This is a genomic window from Cellulomonas endometrii (genome assembly GCF_949769265.1).
Classification (GTDB): domain Bacteria; phylum Actinomycetota; class Actinomycetes; order Actinomycetales; family Cellulomonadaceae; genus Cellulomonas; species Cellulomonas endometrii.
The window spans coordinates 100,529-114,547 of the sequence record NZ_CATKPC010000011.1 but is presented as its reverse complement, the minus strand read 5'-3'; the positions used below and the strand labels follow the sequence as shown (position 1 = coordinate 114,547).

Sequence of the window (14,019 nt, the reverse complement as noted above, 5' to 3'; positions counted from 1 at the left end):
CTGCCCGCCACGACCCCGGCCCGGCGCCTGCTGCTGGGTGGCGGCCTCGTCACCCTCGGCGTCGTCCTCGCCCTGCTGACCTCGGTGCAGCCGTGGATCACCGTGGGCGTCGGCGTGGCCGTGCTCGTGGTCGGCCTCACGCTGCGCGAGCCGATGGCGCTGCCGGTGCTCGGCATGCCGGCGCTGCTCCTGGTGAACCGCGTCGGCGGCACGCTGTCCCTCTCGGACTTCGTGCTGTTCGCCGCGTTCTGGCCCGCGCTGCTGTTCGCCCGCAGGCCGCTGTCCGGCCCCATGCGCGGCGTGCTGTGGGCGACGGCGTTCTACCAAGCCACCGTGCTGTTCACCGTGATCGCGAACCCGTACCTCGCCAACGGGGTGGAGTGGGTGCACTCGTGGCTGCTCGTCGGCGGTGCGCTGCTCGTCGGCTGGGCGATCGGTGCCGCGGGCTACGCGCGCCTCGCCCTCGGGCTGTACGTCGGCGGCGCGGTCGTCGTGGCGCTCGCCGCGCTCGGGCAGTTCACGGTGAACCTGTCCCAGGGGAACACCGGGCCGGTCTACCTGGACGAGCCGTTCCTCATGCACAAGAACTACATCGGGTGCGTGCTGGCGTTCGCGGCGATCATCGTCTACGCCCGGCCGCGCTGGCTGCGGTGGAACGACCTCATCTGCCTCGCCCTGTTCTCGCTGTTCCTCGCCGGCGTCCTGGTCGCCCAGTCCCGGCAGGCGCTGATCGGCCTGGCCGTCGCGATCGCCGTCGTCGCCCTGCGGCCGGACCCGCACCGGCACCGCTCCAAGGTCGTGCTCGTCGCGATCGTCGGCGGCGCGGTGGTCGTCGGCTCCCTCGTCCAGGACCAGCTCGAGTCCGGCGACCAGTACAACTCCGCGTACCAGCGGCTCGTCTGGTTCCGGCAGTCGCTGCTCATCTGGCAGGAGTACCCGTGGTTCGGCGCGGGCCTGCGCTGGTGGTACACCGACCGGTTCGACGAGAAGTTCCAGCCGCCGAACGCCGAGTTCGAGATGCTGTCGTCCGGCGGCGTCGTCGGCCTGATCGGCTTCTTGGTGATGTTCCTGGCGATCCTCGTCATCCTGTGGCGGGTCGACGCCCGGTACGGGACCCTCGCGTTCGTCCTGGTGCTGATGCGCCTGGTGCAGGGGCAGTTCGACCTGTTCTGGGTGGCGGCCCAGGTGTCCATCCCGTTCGTCATCGCCGGCATCTGCCTCGGCGCCCAGGCACACGCCAGCCGGTCGGGCGCGGGCGACGACGGGCTGCCACCCGGCGCCGCGGCGGGCTCCACGGGGGCCTCGTCGCGGCGCGCCCCCGGGCCGGCGGACAGCCCCGCGGGCCGGCGCCGGGGGCGGGCGCGTCCCCCAGTCCGTCGGCCACCGGGAGCACTCGTGACCCTCGACGTCGTGCACGTGGTGTGCACCGACGCCTTCGCGGGCGTCGAGCGCTACGTCACCACCCTCGCCCGCACCCAGGACGCCCGCGGCCTGCGGGTGCACGTGCTCGGCGGCAGCGCCGACCGGATGCCCGCCGAGCTCGCCGGGTCCGGAGTCCGCTGGGCGGCGGCCCCGACGCCGCTGCGGGCCGCCGCCGCGCTCCGCCGGCTCGACACCAGGCTCGTGCACGCGCACATGACGGCCGCCGAGCTCGCCGCGGTCGTCGCCGGCCGGGCCCCGGTCGTCGCGACCCGGCACTTCGCCGCGCACCGGGGCTCGTCCCCGGTGGGCGCGGCCGTCGGGCGGTTCCTCGCACCGCGCCTCGCGGCGCAGGTCGCGATCAGCCGGTTCGTCGCCGACCGCGTCGAGGGGCCCTCGACCGTCGTGCACCCCGGGGCGCCCTCCGTGCCGCGGACGGGCGCGCCGGAGCCGCAGCGCCGCCCTGTCGTCCTCATGGCGCAGCGGCTGGAGGCCGAGAAGCGCACCGACGTCGCCCTCCGGATGTGGGCGGCCTCCGGGCTCGGCGGCGCGGGCTGGGAGCTGCTGCTGGCCGGCACCGGCGCCCTGCGCACCGAGCTCGAGGCGCTGGCCGCCGAGCTCGGTGTCGCCGGGTCCGTGCGGTTCCTCGGCGCGCGGTCCGACATGGACGCGCTGCTGTCGACCGCGGGGATCTTCTTCGCCCCGCGCGGCGACGAGCCGTACGGCCTGTCGGTGGTCGAGGCGATGGCGCACGGCACGCCGGTGGTCGCCGGCCGCGGCGGGGGCCACGACGAGACCGTCGGCTCGGCGGACGGTGCCGTGCTGGTCCCGCCGGACGACGTGGCGGCGGCCGGTGCGGCGCTCGCGCGGCTGGCCGGGGACCCGGAGCGGCGGGCCGCGTACGGCGAGGAGCTCCGCGCCGTGCAGCAGCGCCGGTTCGGCCTGGAGCAGCACGCGGACGGCATCGCGGCGGTGTACCGCTCGGTGCTGGGCGCGCCGCTCGCGCCCGAGCCCGGCCCGGTCCGCGGATGACCCCCGTGACCGGCACCGACGAGACCCGCACCACCCCCGCCGCCACCCCCGTGGCGGCGGCGCACCGCGACCTCGTCGTCGTCTCGCTCGAGCCCTGGGACGAGGTCTGGCGGCGCAACCAGCACCTGGTCGCGGGGCTGCTGGCCGCCGACCCGGCGCTGCGGGTGCTGTTCGTCGAGCCGGCCGTCGACCACGTGCACGACCTGCGCCGCGGGGCGACCCCGACGCTCGGCCGGCGGCTGCGGCGCCTGGGCCCGCACGACGGCGCACCGGAGGGGCGGGCGTGGGCGTACCGGCCCACCAAGTGGCTGCCCCGGCGGCTCGACGCCGGCGGCGACGCGCGCCGCGCCCGGGCGGTGGCGCGGGAGGCCGGCCGGCTCGGCATGGCGGACCCCGTCCTGTGGGTGAACGACCCCGGCGGCGCGGCCGTGCTCGAGGCCACCGGCTGGCGCGCGCTGTACGACGTCACCGACGACTGGCTGCACGCCGTCCGCGAACCCGCCGAGCACGAGCGCATCCGCGCCGCGGAGCAGGTGCTGGTCGAGCGGTGCGCCGAGGTCGTGGTCTGCTCCCCCGCGCTCGCCCGCACCAAGGGCACCGACCGGCCCGTCACGCTGGTCACCAACGCCGTGGACGTCGACGGCTACCGGACGCCCGCGCCCCGCCCCGCCGACCTGCCGGGCACCGACTACGCGCTCTACGTCGGCACGCTGCACCCCGACCGGCTGGACGTCGAGGCCTGCCTGCGGCTCGCCACCCACCTGCGGGTCGCGGGCGCCCAGCTCGTGCTCGTCGGGCCGCCGCTGCTGGACCCGCTGGAGCTGACGCGGCTCGACGCCGCCGGCGCCCTGGTGCTCGGCGCGCGTCCCGCGTCGCTGGTGCCCGGCTACCTGCAGCACGCCGCGGTGCTGGTGGTGCCGCACGTCGTCGACGACTTCACCGACTCCCTGGACCCGATCAAGCTCTACGAGTACCTGGCGGTGGGGCGGCCGATCGTCAGCACCCCGGTCGCGGGCTTCCGGGACCAGCCCGCGGACCGGGTCACCACGGCCTCGCCGCAGAACCTCGCGGACGCGGTGGTCCGGGTGCTCGGCGAGCCCCGGCCCGCGGGCGTCGGCGCGGCGCCCGCGGACGTCCCGCGGTGGTCGGACCGGGTGCGGGAGATGGACGCGGTGCTCACGCGCGTCCGTGCCACGTCCGCCCGCTGAGCCCCTCCCCCGCGCGGGACTCCCGCGGGTTCCACCGTTCCCAGACGGCGGTGAGGCGCTCGGCGGTGCGAGCGATCCCGTACTCCGCCTGCACGTCCTTCCACGCCCGGTCCGCGCGCGCGGCGGCCTCCTGAGGGCGGTCCAGCACCCGGGCGACCGCCTCGGCCAGGGCGGCCACGTCGCGCGGCGGCACCAGCAGGCAGCGCGCGGTGCCGTCCGCGGCGACGGCGATCTCGTCCACCCCGCCGCCGGCCGTCGCGACCACCGGGACGCCCCGGGCCATGCCCTCCACGACCACCTGGCCGAACGGCTCCGGCACCGGGGACGCGTGCACCAGCACCGACAGGCCGTCGATCGCGGCGACCGGGTCGGCCACCCAGCCGGTCAGCTCCACGCGGTCGGTCAGCCCGCGGGCGGCGACGAGCGCGCGCACCTCGTCCTCGTAGCCGCGCTCCGCGAACAGCGCCGCGCCGACGACCCGGAACCGCGCGGTCGGGAACCGGCCGGCCAGCAGCGCGCACGCCTCGACGAACTCCCGCTGACCCTTCGTCGGGCTGACCCGGCCGACCAGGCCGACCACGGGCGCGGCGGGCGCGGGGCGGGCGGCGGGGTCGGCGGCGACCTGCTCCGGCGCGAGCCCCGGGTACGCGAGCGTCCAGCCCCGGGGCAGGGGCAGCAGGGTGCGGGCCGTGGCCAGCGAGTTCACCACCACGTGCCGGGGCCCGCGCCGGGCCGCCGTCCGGACGACGCGCGCGACGGGGGCGGGCAGGTAGTCCTCGGCGACGCGGTCGTGCACGTGCCAGACCAGCGGACGGCGCGCCAGCCGCGCCGCGACCAGGCCGATGAGGTCCGCCTTGAGCGACGTCGTGTGCACCACGTCGGGGCGGAGCTCCCGCAGCAGCCGCGCGAGCCGGGCCACGAACGGCAGCGTCCCGGCCACCGACCGCGCCGCGCCCAGCGCCGAGCGCCCGGCCGCGGCCCGGTCCGTCGCCGCGATGCGCGGGTCCAGCGGCAGCACCCGCACCGCGACGCCGGCCTCCCGCAGGCGGCCGGCGAGCGGCCCGTCGGCGAACAGCACCACCGTGACGTCGACCCGCGCGGGGTCGAGCGCCGCGCAGGTGCGCAGCAGCGCGAGCTCCGCGCCCCCGAGCTGGGCGGTGTGGTCGAGGACGACCACCCGCACCGGGCGCGTCACGGCGTCTCGACGCCGACCGGCGCGCGGTCCTTCCCGGGCCGGCGGTCCGCCGCGTCGTCCTCGTCCTCGGGCAGGGCGTCCCCGTGCGGGGCGGGCACCTCGGCGCGCGGGGCGTCGTCGGCCGCCTCGGGCGTCTCGTCCGTGGCGGTGCCGGTGGCGGCGTCGGCGGTCGCGGCGTCGGCCGTCGCGGCGTCGGCGGTCGCCGCAGCACCGTCCGCGGTGGCGGCGGTCGCGGCGTCACCCGTCGCGCCGTCCGCGGCGTCGGCGGGGGCGCCGGACGCGGCCGCCCCGCCGGCGGGGGCGACGTGCTCGCCCGCGGCCGCGTCGCCCTCGGTCGGCTCGTCGGCCCCGGCGTAGGCGTAGGTCGCCTCGTAGGTGACGTGCCGGCGCTCGGCGGCGCCGTCGACCGACAGCCCGAGCAGCGCCGCGTTGGCCGCCCGCAGGCGGTCGGCCGACTCCTCGACCGCGCCCGTGGGGGTGTGGCCCAGGGTCACCGCGAGGAGCACGCCGTCGGCGTAGGACCCGAGGATGGTCGCGTCGGCGGCCACCAGCATCGGCGGGGCGTCGATGATGACGACGTCCGCGGTGCTGCGCAGCTGCTCGACGAGGGCCCGCACGTCGGAGCTCGCGAGGAAGTCGGCGGGGTCCAGCTCGGTCTGCAGGGCCGGGTGCACGGACAGGTGCGGGATGGCGGTCGGCACCGCGGCGGTGCGCGCCCGGCCACCGCCGCGGCCGGTGCGCACGGGCGCCTCGGCCGACGCGGGCAGCAGCGCGTTGAGGCGCGGCTGGCGCAGGTCGCCGGAGAGCACCACGACGCTGCGGCCGGACAGGGCCCAGGAGGCGGCGAGGTTCGCGGCGACGAAGGAGCGCGGCGTCTCGACGTCGGCGGCCGTCACGACGATCACGGCGCTGCCGGTGTCGTTCTCCACCGCCGCCTGCAGGGCGGTGCGGAGCTCCCGGATGGAGCGGGTGTAGGCCGTGGCCTCGCGGCGGGCGACCGGGAGGGTGCCCTCGGCCTCGTAGGACTTCAGGGCGGTGGCGGTGCCGGACAGGCGGGCGAGCACGGGCGCACCGGCGCTGCGGCGGGCCGCGCCCGTCGTGCGCACCTTGGTGTCCAGGCCGCGGCGGACCACGGCGAGGCCGATGCCGACGAGCAGGCCGGCGAGGCCCGCGATCAGGTACACCAGCGTCGTCGGGACGCTCACGAGCGTGCTGTGCACCGCGTTCTGCAGGATGGTCGCCGGGGACGCCAGCAGCTGCGCCTGCGTGAGCTGGGCGGACAGCGTCTGGTACTGCTCCATCGTCGTGGAGTACTGCGCCTCCAGCAGGCCGTCCACCGGGTCGACCTGGGCGTTCGGGTTGGCGACGGCGGCGGCGGCCGCGGCGGCGCGGCGGGCGGCCGTGATCGCCTGCTGCTGCTGGTCGATGCTCTCGGCCAGCGTCGCCAGCCGCTCCTGCATCGAGGCGACGTCCGCGTCGAACTGCTCCTGGAGCTGCGCGACGTAGGCCGCGGCGACCGCGTTCGCCCGCTCGACGGTGACCGCCGAGTCCGGGCCGGTCTGCGTGATCACGACGCTCGTGGGGGTGTCGAGCACGTACTCGCCCGACGTCGTGGCGGCGAGCTCGTCGGCGAGGCGCGGCTCGCCGAGCTCCGCGGCGGCCGCGGCGGCCACGTCGTCGCTGGTCACGAGGCTGGGGTCGCTCTCGAGCCGGACGCCGGCGGTCGCCAGGGTCTCGGTGTCGACCAGCTGGACCGTGGTCTCGCTCGCGTACTGCGGCTCCTGGCGCGAGACGTACAGGTACGCACCGCCCAGCGCGGCCAGGACGGACACCAGGACCAGCCACTTGCCGAACCACACGGTCCGGAACATGTCCTGCAGAGTCATCGGGGGCGCCTTTCGGTCGGGACGGGCTCAGGCCGGGGGACGCTGCCGGCTGCCGCGCTGCGCTCCTCGCGCACGATCGCGTGCAGCCGGTCGACGAACCGTCCGGCGGCGAAGTCGTCGGCGTGCGCCGTCAGCACCCGGGGGTCCCAGGTGCGGGCGAGCGCGCGCCCGGCGGCCTCGGCCACCAGGTCGGGCTCGGGGGCGTCGAAGAACTCCCCGGTGACGCCGTCGCGGACGGTGTCGAGGTACCCGCCGTCGCGCAGGACGACGGACGGACGGCCGAAGGCGGCTGCCTCCAGCGGGGACAGGCCGTAGTCCTCGTACGAGGCGGCGACCAGGGCGGCGCTGTTCCGGTAGAGCCAGCGCAGGCGGGCGTCGTCCACGCGGCCGACGAGGCGGACGCGCGGCAGGTCCCGCACGAGGTGGGTGAGCGCGGCGCGCTCCGGGCCGTCGCCGACCACGACCAGCCGGGCACCCGGGGTGCGCCGGACGGCCTCGACCACGACGTCCACGTTCTTGTACGGCAGCAGCCGGGCGACGCAGAGCAGGTACCCGGGCTCGACGCCCTCGACGGGCGTCTCCTCCCCCGCCGGCAGCATGGCGGGCGGCGGGGGCAGGATCTCCGCCTCGATGCCGTACACGTCGCGGATCGCGCGGGCGGTGACCGTGGAGTTGGCCAGGTAGCGGTCGGCGGTCGCCGCCGCGCGCCGGTCCCACGAGCGCAGCGCCGGGGCCAGCAGCCCGAGCGCCTGCGCCGCGATCCACCGCTGCGCGCCGCCGGAGCCGGAGGCGTGCCCGGGGCCCAGGTAGCGGTCGGTCTGGTACAGCCAGCGGGCCGGCGCGTGGCAGTAGACCACTTTGCGGCCGGTCGTCGGGAAGCCGTGCGCCCAGCCGGTCGAGGAGGCGAGCACCACGTCCGCGTCGATGGGGGTCGCACGGACGGCCGGCGCGAGGAACGGCAGCGCGAGCCGGTGGTGCCGACGGAGCACGCCCAGCCGGTCCAGCGGGCTGGTCCGCACGTCGAGGGGCCCGAACTCCGGGAAGGTGCCCTCCGGGTGGTAGAGCGTCGTGTAGAGGGGGGCGCCGGGGAACGCGTCGGCCATCACCAGGGCGACGCGCTCGGCGCCTCCCCGCTGCGTGGCGTAGTCGTGCGCGAGCGCGACCCCCTCACCGGCCGCCATGGCCACTCACGACGACGTAGAGCGTGCGCCAGAGGATCATGAGGTCGAAGGCGATCGACCAGTTCTCGACGTACCGCAGGTCGAGCTTGACCGCCTCCTCCCACGCCAGGTCCGCGCGGCCGCTGATCTGCCACAGGCCCGTCAGGCCGGGCTTCACCAGCAGGCGGCGGCGGGCGGACTCGCGGTACTGCGCCACCTCGTGCGACAGCGGCGGGCGGGGGCCGACCAGGGCCATCTCGCCCCGCACCACGTTCAGCAGCTGCGGCAGCTCGTCGAGCGAGTGCTTGCGCAAGAAGTGCCCGACCCGGGTGATCCGGGGGTCGCGGTCCATCTTGAACAGGGGGCCGTCGGCCTGGTTCGCCGTGCGCAGCTCGGCCAGCCGCTCCTCGGCGTCGACCACCATGCTGCGGAACTTCAGCATGGAGAACTCGCGGCCCTCCTTGCCGACGCGGGTCTGCTTGAACAGCACCGGGCCGGGGCTGGTGACCTTCACGGCGACGGCGACGGCCGCCAGCAGCGGGGCCAGCAGCAGCAGCGAGCCCGCCGCGAACGCGGTGTCGAACACCCGCTTCGCGAGGATGCGCGAGCGGCGGGACTCCGCGGCGTTCACGTGGATCAGGGACAGCCCGGCCGTCGGCTCGAGCGTGACGCGCGGGCCGAACACCTCGACGATGCCCGGCGCGACGACCAGCTCGGTGTGCGTGCGCTGCAGCGCCCAGGACAGCCGGCGCAGGGCCTGGCCGGACAGCTCCGAGCCGGTGACGATGACGACGTCGAACTCGCCGTCGACCGCCACCTGCACGACGTCCGAGACGGTGCCGAGCACCGGGGCCCCGAGCGGCGGCAGCGGCCCGTCGAACGACGGCACGCACACGCCCGCGATCTGGTACCCGTACTGCGGCAGGCCGCGCAGGTCGTCGACCACGTGCGTGATCGAGGACGCGTCGCCGACCACGAGCGTCCGGCGCATCGACTCGCCCGCGGCCCGGCGCCGGTGCAACGCCCGGCGCGAGAGGTGCCGGGCGGTGATGAGCACGAGGACGACCAGCGGCAGCGCGAGGAACACGATCGTGCGCGGCACGTCCACATCGGCGCCGACGGCGAACACGGCAAGCGACGCGGCGGTCAGCACCCCACCGCGCAGCACGGCCTCGAACTCGACGTGCCCGTCGCCGATCACCTGGCGGTCGTAGCCCCGCTCGACCGCGACGAACGCGATGAACAGCAGGCCGATCGCCAGGCCCCAGCTCAGCTGGAGCAGGGAGACGCCGTGCAGCGCGAACAGCAGGAGCGTCGGGATGGAGGTCGCCAGGACGACGTCCCGGGCCAGCGTCTCGAGCTGGTAGGTGGTGTGCTGGCTGCGCCAGCCGGAGGGCGCCGCGGTGCCGCGGGGCTCGTAGAACGGCCGGTCGGAGGCCCAGGAGAGTCGCGGTCCGCGGGAGGCGCGTCGCCGTTCGGCGGCCTCGTGCTCAGGCGAGGTCTCCGGGCCCGGCGCCGCGACGGTGCGCTCGGTGGAGCGCGTCACGTCGTGATCGTCGAGCAGGCTCATGCTAGGTCCCCCTGGGCGGCCTCGTTGGTGTGACTTGAGGCTATATCAGCGGGTTTGTCCCAGTCCGCCCTATCTGTCCGTTTTCACCCCTTTCACACCCATATGGGGGAGCGCCGTCGCCCTGACGTGCAGCGACGCCCCCGGCACACCCGCCGCTGCCCCGCGCCGCCGGCCTCCCGCGCACCGTCGCACGCGCCTGACCTGCGGGAACGCGCCCCGGACATGCCACGAGGTCGTCGCTCGGGCACGAGGTCGTCCTGCGGGAGTGACGACCTCGGCCGTGGGCGACGACCTCGGCGGCGCTGGGGGGACGCGGGGCTCAGGCGGTGCGGGTGTGGAAGCGGAGCTGCGCGCGCTCCAGGCCCTCCGTGACCAGCAGCTCGACCGCGTCGGCGGCGGCGTCCACCAGCCACGGCAGGTCCTTCTGCTCCGCCTTGGCGAAGTCCCGCAGCACGTAGTCCGCCGCGTCCATCCGCCCGGGCGGCCGGCCGACGCCGACGCGCACCCGCAGGTAGTCCTTGGTGCCCAGCGCCTTGGTGGTGTCGCGCAGGCCGTTGTGCCCGCCCTCGCCGCCGCCGAGCTTCAGGCGGACCTCGCCGAACGGGATGTCGAGCTCGTCGTGCACCATCACGACCCGCTCGGCCGGCACGTCGAAGTACTGCGCGAGCGCCGCGACCGGCCCGCCGGACGTGTTCATGTACGTCGTCGGCTTCGCCAGCACCGCGCGCGGCCCGGGCACGCCGCCGGGACCGGTGCCGATCCGCACCTCGGCGGTCGCCGCCTGCGGGCGCCGGGACAGCACCCCGCCCTTCGCGGAGAACGACGACCCCGCCCGCCGCGCGAGCTCGTCGAGCACCATCTGCCCGACGTTGTGCCGGTTCCCCGCGTACTGCGGCCCCGGGTTCCCCAGGCCGACCACCAACCAGCGCCCCTCGCTCATCGCGGCGCCTCTCCCTTCGTCGTCGCGGGCCGCCGGAGCCGCCCTGACATGCCGGACGCCCGGCACCGTCGCACGGTACCGGGCGTCCCCAGCGTCGTCGGCGCGCACCCGCGCGCCGCCCGGATCACTCGGCGGCGGCGGCCTCCGCGGCCTCGTCGGCGGCGCGGTCCTCGGCGGACACGGTCGGGACCGTGACGGCCACGACGACCACGTCGGCGTCACCGGTCAGGACCGAGCCGGTCGGCAGCGTCAGCTCGCCGGCGGTCAGCGAGGTGCCGGCGGCGAGGCCCTCGATGGAGACCTCGACGTGCTCCGGCAGGTGCGTCGCCTCGGCGTCGAGGGTCAGCGTCTGCGTCTCGACGATGTGGATCGTGCCGGGGGCGGACTCGCCGACGATGGTCACCGGGACCTCGACGGTGACGGTCTCGCCGCGCTTCACGATGAGCAGGTCGACGTGCTCGATGACGTTCTTGACCGGGTCGCGCTGGACGTCCTTGGCGAGGGCGAGGACCGGCGTGCCGTCGACCTCGATCTCGAAGAGCGCGTTCGCGGCGCCCTTGACGGCGAGCATCGTCTCGTGGCCCGGGAGGGCGACGTGCACCGGCTCGGTGCCGTGCCCGTACAGGACGGCGGGGATCTGGTGCGCGCGGCGCAGGCGGCGCGCGGCGCCCTTGCCGAACTCGGTGCGGGCGGTGGCGGCGAGCTTGATCTCGGACACGGTGACTCCAAAGAGCAGACGGGGCGATGGCGACGATGTGTGGTGGCCTCGACGCGGGGCGCTGGACGGGCACGCGGAGGCGTTCCACCCTGTCGATCACGGAGTGGACGGACTGACACCGACGCGGTCCGCACGCGGCGCCGGCCGTACCCCCAGGGGTGCGGGCCGCGCCGTCCGCCGGACCGCCGTCAGGTCGTGGAGCGACCGTCCGACGTCCCTCGCCGAGGCAACCCCCCGATACTACCCGCGCCGCCGCCCGGCACGAAACCGCGCCCGGGTCGACGCCGGTCGTGGCGCCGGCCCGGGCGCGGCGCCGGGAGGGCTGGTGTCAGGACTGGCCGTCGAACAGGCTCGTCACCGAGCCGTCGTCGAAGACCTCGCGGATGGCGCGGGCGATCAGCGGCGCGATGGACAGCACCGTCAGCTTCTCGAACCGGTGCTCGTCGGGGACGGGCAGGGTGTCCGTGATGATGACCTCGCGGGCGCCGCACTGCTGGAGCCGGTCGGTGGCGGGGTCGGACAGCACGCCGTGGGTCGCCGCGACGATGACGTCCTTCGCGCCGGCCTCCATGAGCACCCGGACGGCGCCCGTGATCGTGCCGGCGGTGTCGATGAGGTCGTCGACCAGCACGCACGTGCGGCCCTCGACGTCACCGACGACGCGGTTCGCGACCGTCTTGTTCGGCTGCCGGATGTCGCGCGACTTGTGCACGAACGCCAGCGGGCCGCCGCCGAGCTTCTGCGCCCAGAGCTCGGCGACGCGGATCCGGCCGGCGTCCGGCGACACGACGGTGACGTTGTGCACGTCGACGCGGGTCCGCACGTACTCCGTGAGGATCGGCATGGCCCACAGGTGGTCGACCGGGCCGTCGAAGAAGCCCTGGATCTGCGCGGCGTGCAGGTCGACGCTCATCAGCCGGTCGGCGCCGGCGGTCTTGAACAGGTCGGCCATGAGGCGGGCCGAGATCGGCTCGCGACCGCGGTGCTTCTTGTCCTGCCGGGCGTACCCGTAGAACGGCGCGATCACGGTGATGGTCTTGGCCGAGGCGCGCTTGAGCGCGTCGACCATGAGGAACTGCTCCATCAGCCACTGGTTGATCGGCGCCGCGTGGCTCTGCAGCACGAAGACGTCGGCGCCGCGCACCGACTCCGCGAACCGGACGTAGATCTCGCCGTTGGCGAAGTCGTAGGCCGTGGTCGGCAGCAGGTCGATGTCGAGGCTCTTGGCGACGGCGGCGGCGAGCTCGGGGTGCGCGCGGCCCGAGACGAGGACGAGCCGCTTCTCACCGTCCTGCGAGACGATCCCGGTCATCGTGCGGTGTCCTCCGTGCTGGGCTGGGCGTCGGGCAGCGGGACCGGACGACCCAGCCCTCGATGTTCCGCTGGGCGCCGGCGCTCACGGCCAGGGCGCCCGACGGCACGTCGTGCCGGATCACGCTGCCGGCGCCGGTGTAGGCGCCGTCCCCGACCGTGACCGGCGCGACGAACATGTTGTCCGAGCCGGTCCGGGCGTACGAGCCGATGGTCGTGCGGTGCTTGCGGACCCCGTCGTAGTTGACGAAGACGCTGGCCGCGCCGATGTTCGTCTCGACGCCGATGGTCGCGTCGCCGACGTAGGACAGGTGCGGCACCTTCGAGCCCGCGCCGATCTCGGCGTTCTTCGTCTCGACGAACGTGCCGATCTTGCCGCGCTCGCCGAGCACGGTCCCGGGCCGCAGGTAGGCGAACGGGCCCACCGTCGCGTCCTCGCCGATGACCGCGAGGGACCCGTGCGTGCGGACCACGGTGGCGCGGGCGTGCACCTCGACGTCGGTGAGCGTGGTGTCCGGGCCGATGGTCGCGCCGGAGGCCACGGACGTCGCACCGTGCAGCTGGGTCCCCGGCAGCAGCGTCACGTCCTGCGCGAGCTCGACGTCGACGTCCACCCAGGTGGTCGCCGGGTCGACGACCGTCACGCCCGCGCGCATCCAGTCGTCCAGGATCCGGCGGTTCAGCTCGGCGCGGAGCACCGCGAGCTGCGCCCGGTCGTTGACGCCCTCGACCAGCACCGGGTCGTCCGTGCGCAGCGCGCGGACCCGGCCGCCGTCGCCGCGGGCGATCGCCAGCACGTCGGTCAGGTACACCTCGCCCTGCGCGTTGTCGCGGCCGAGCCGGCCGAACGCCCCGCGGAGCACCGCCGCGTCGAACACGTAGACGGACGAGTTGATCTCGGTGATCGCGCGCTGGGCGGGGTCGGCGTCCTTCTCCTCGACGATGCCGACCACGTCGCCGGCGTCGGCCGGGTCGGACGACCGGAGGATGCGGCCGTAGCCCGTCGGGTCGGCGACCTCGGTGGTGAGCACGGTCACGGCGTTGCCGTCGGCGGCGTGCGCGGCGAGGAGCTCCGCCAGCGTCCCGCCGTCCAGCAGCGGGATGTCGCCGGCGAGCACCACGACCGGGCCCTCGACCAGCACGCCGGCGGCCGCACCGGGCTCCCCCGGTCCGTCGCCCGCGGAGGCGGCCTCGGCCTGCGCGGCCGCGTCGAGCACCGACAGCGCGCACTGCACCGCGCGGCCCGTGCCGGGGACGTCGTCCTGGTCCGCGACCAGCACCTGCGGCAGCAGGTCGCGGGCGTGGGCCGCGACGGCCTCCCGCTCGTGCCGCACCACGACCGCCGTGCGGCGCGGCTCCAGCGCCTGGGCGGCGGCCAGCGCGTGGCCGAGCATGGAGCGGCCCGCGAGGGTGTGCAGGACCTTGGGTGTGGCCGATCGCATCCGGGTGCCCTCGCCTGCGGCTAGGACGATGACCGCAGCGGGGCGGGGGGTGGTCACCTGTGGGTGCTCCCTGGTGAGAGGTCTGCCCGCGCACCCAACAGGGCGAGCCGGGCGGGGACGTCGTGCGCAGACGCACTC

General features: G+C 75.8%; 10 protein-coding genes. 2 read left to right on the top strand and 8 right to left on the bottom strand.

Annotated features, from left to right (window positions below; translation table 11 throughout):
• Nucleotides 1–84 precede the first annotated feature (84 nt).
• Complete coding sequence (locus tag QNH85_RS13110) at nucleotides 85–2,451, top strand: glycosyltransferase (RefSeq protein WP_282947074.1); 2,367 nt, start codon at nucleotides 85–87, stop codon at nucleotides 2,449–2,451.
• 5 nt (nucleotides 2,452–2,456) lie between these two features.
• The gene (locus QNH85_RS13105; RefSeq protein WP_282947073.1) at nucleotides 2,457–3,659 is read left to right on the top strand and encodes a glycosyltransferase; all 1,203 of its coding nucleotides are present in this window, start codon (nucleotides 2,457–2,459) and stop codon (nucleotides 3,657–3,659) included.
• Here QNH85_RS13105 and QNH85_RS13100 read toward each other — a convergent pair.
• The 8 genes from QNH85_RS13100 to glmU form a co-directional block, all read right to left on the bottom strand.
• The gene (locus QNH85_RS13100; RefSeq protein WP_282947072.1) at nucleotides 3,628–4,854 is read right to left on the bottom strand and encodes a glycosyltransferase; all 1,227 of its coding nucleotides are present in this window, start codon (nucleotides 4,852–4,854) and stop codon (nucleotides 3,628–3,630) included. The two genes, QNH85_RS13105 and QNH85_RS13100, sit on opposite strands and share 32 nt — an antisense overlap.
• The gene (locus tag QNH85_RS13095) at nucleotides 4,851–6,740 is read right to left on the bottom strand and encodes a Wzz/FepE/Etk N-terminal domain-containing protein (protein ID WP_282947070.1); all 1,890 of its coding nucleotides are present in this window, start codon (nucleotides 6,738–6,740) and stop codon (nucleotides 4,851–4,853) included. Before QNH85_RS13095 ends, QNH85_RS13100 begins: the two co-directional genes overlap by 4 nt.
• Complete coding sequence (locus QNH85_RS13090; protein WP_282947068.1) at nucleotides 6,737–7,921, bottom strand: glycosyltransferase; 1,185 nt, start codon at nucleotides 7,919–7,921, stop codon at nucleotides 6,737–6,739. Before QNH85_RS13090 ends, QNH85_RS13095 begins: the two co-directional genes overlap by 4 nt.
• Nucleotides 7,908–9,470 (bottom strand): sugar transferase, encoded by a 1,563-nt coding sequence (locus QNH85_RS13085; RefSeq protein WP_282947066.1) that lies wholly within the window; start codon nucleotides 9,468–9,470, stop codon nucleotides 7,908–7,910. The genes QNH85_RS13090 and QNH85_RS13085 overlap by 14 nt, the downstream gene beginning before the upstream one ends.
• Nucleotides 9,471–9,789: 319 nt before the next feature.
• A complete protein-coding gene (pth, locus tag QNH85_RS13080) occupies nucleotides 9,790–10,410 on the bottom strand; it encodes an aminoacyl-tRNA hydrolase (RefSeq protein ID WP_282947065.1) in 621 nt (206 codons plus the stop codon).
• Nucleotides 10,411–10,534: 124 nt separating this feature from the next.
• Nucleotides 10,535–11,128, bottom strand: a complete 594-nt coding sequence (locus QNH85_RS13075) for a 50S ribosomal protein L25/general stress protein Ctc (protein ID WP_213283945.1) — start codon at nucleotides 11,126–11,128, stop codon at nucleotides 10,535–10,537.
• Between the two features lie 328 nt (nucleotides 11,129–11,456).
• Entirely contained in the window at nucleotides 11,457–12,440 is a 984-nt protein-coding gene (locus QNH85_RS13070) for a ribose-phosphate diphosphokinase (RefSeq protein ID WP_213283944.1), read from the bottom strand.
• The gene (gene glmU, locus QNH85_RS13065; RefSeq protein WP_282947060.1) at nucleotides 12,412–13,881 is read right to left on the bottom strand and encodes a bifunctional UDP-N-acetylglucosamine diphosphorylase/glucosamine-1-phosphate N-acetyltransferase GlmU; all 1,470 of its coding nucleotides are present in this window, start codon (nucleotides 13,879–13,881) and stop codon (nucleotides 12,412–12,414) included. The genes QNH85_RS13070 and glmU overlap by 29 nt, the downstream gene beginning before the upstream one ends.
• Nucleotides 13,882–14,019 lie beyond the last annotated feature (138 nt).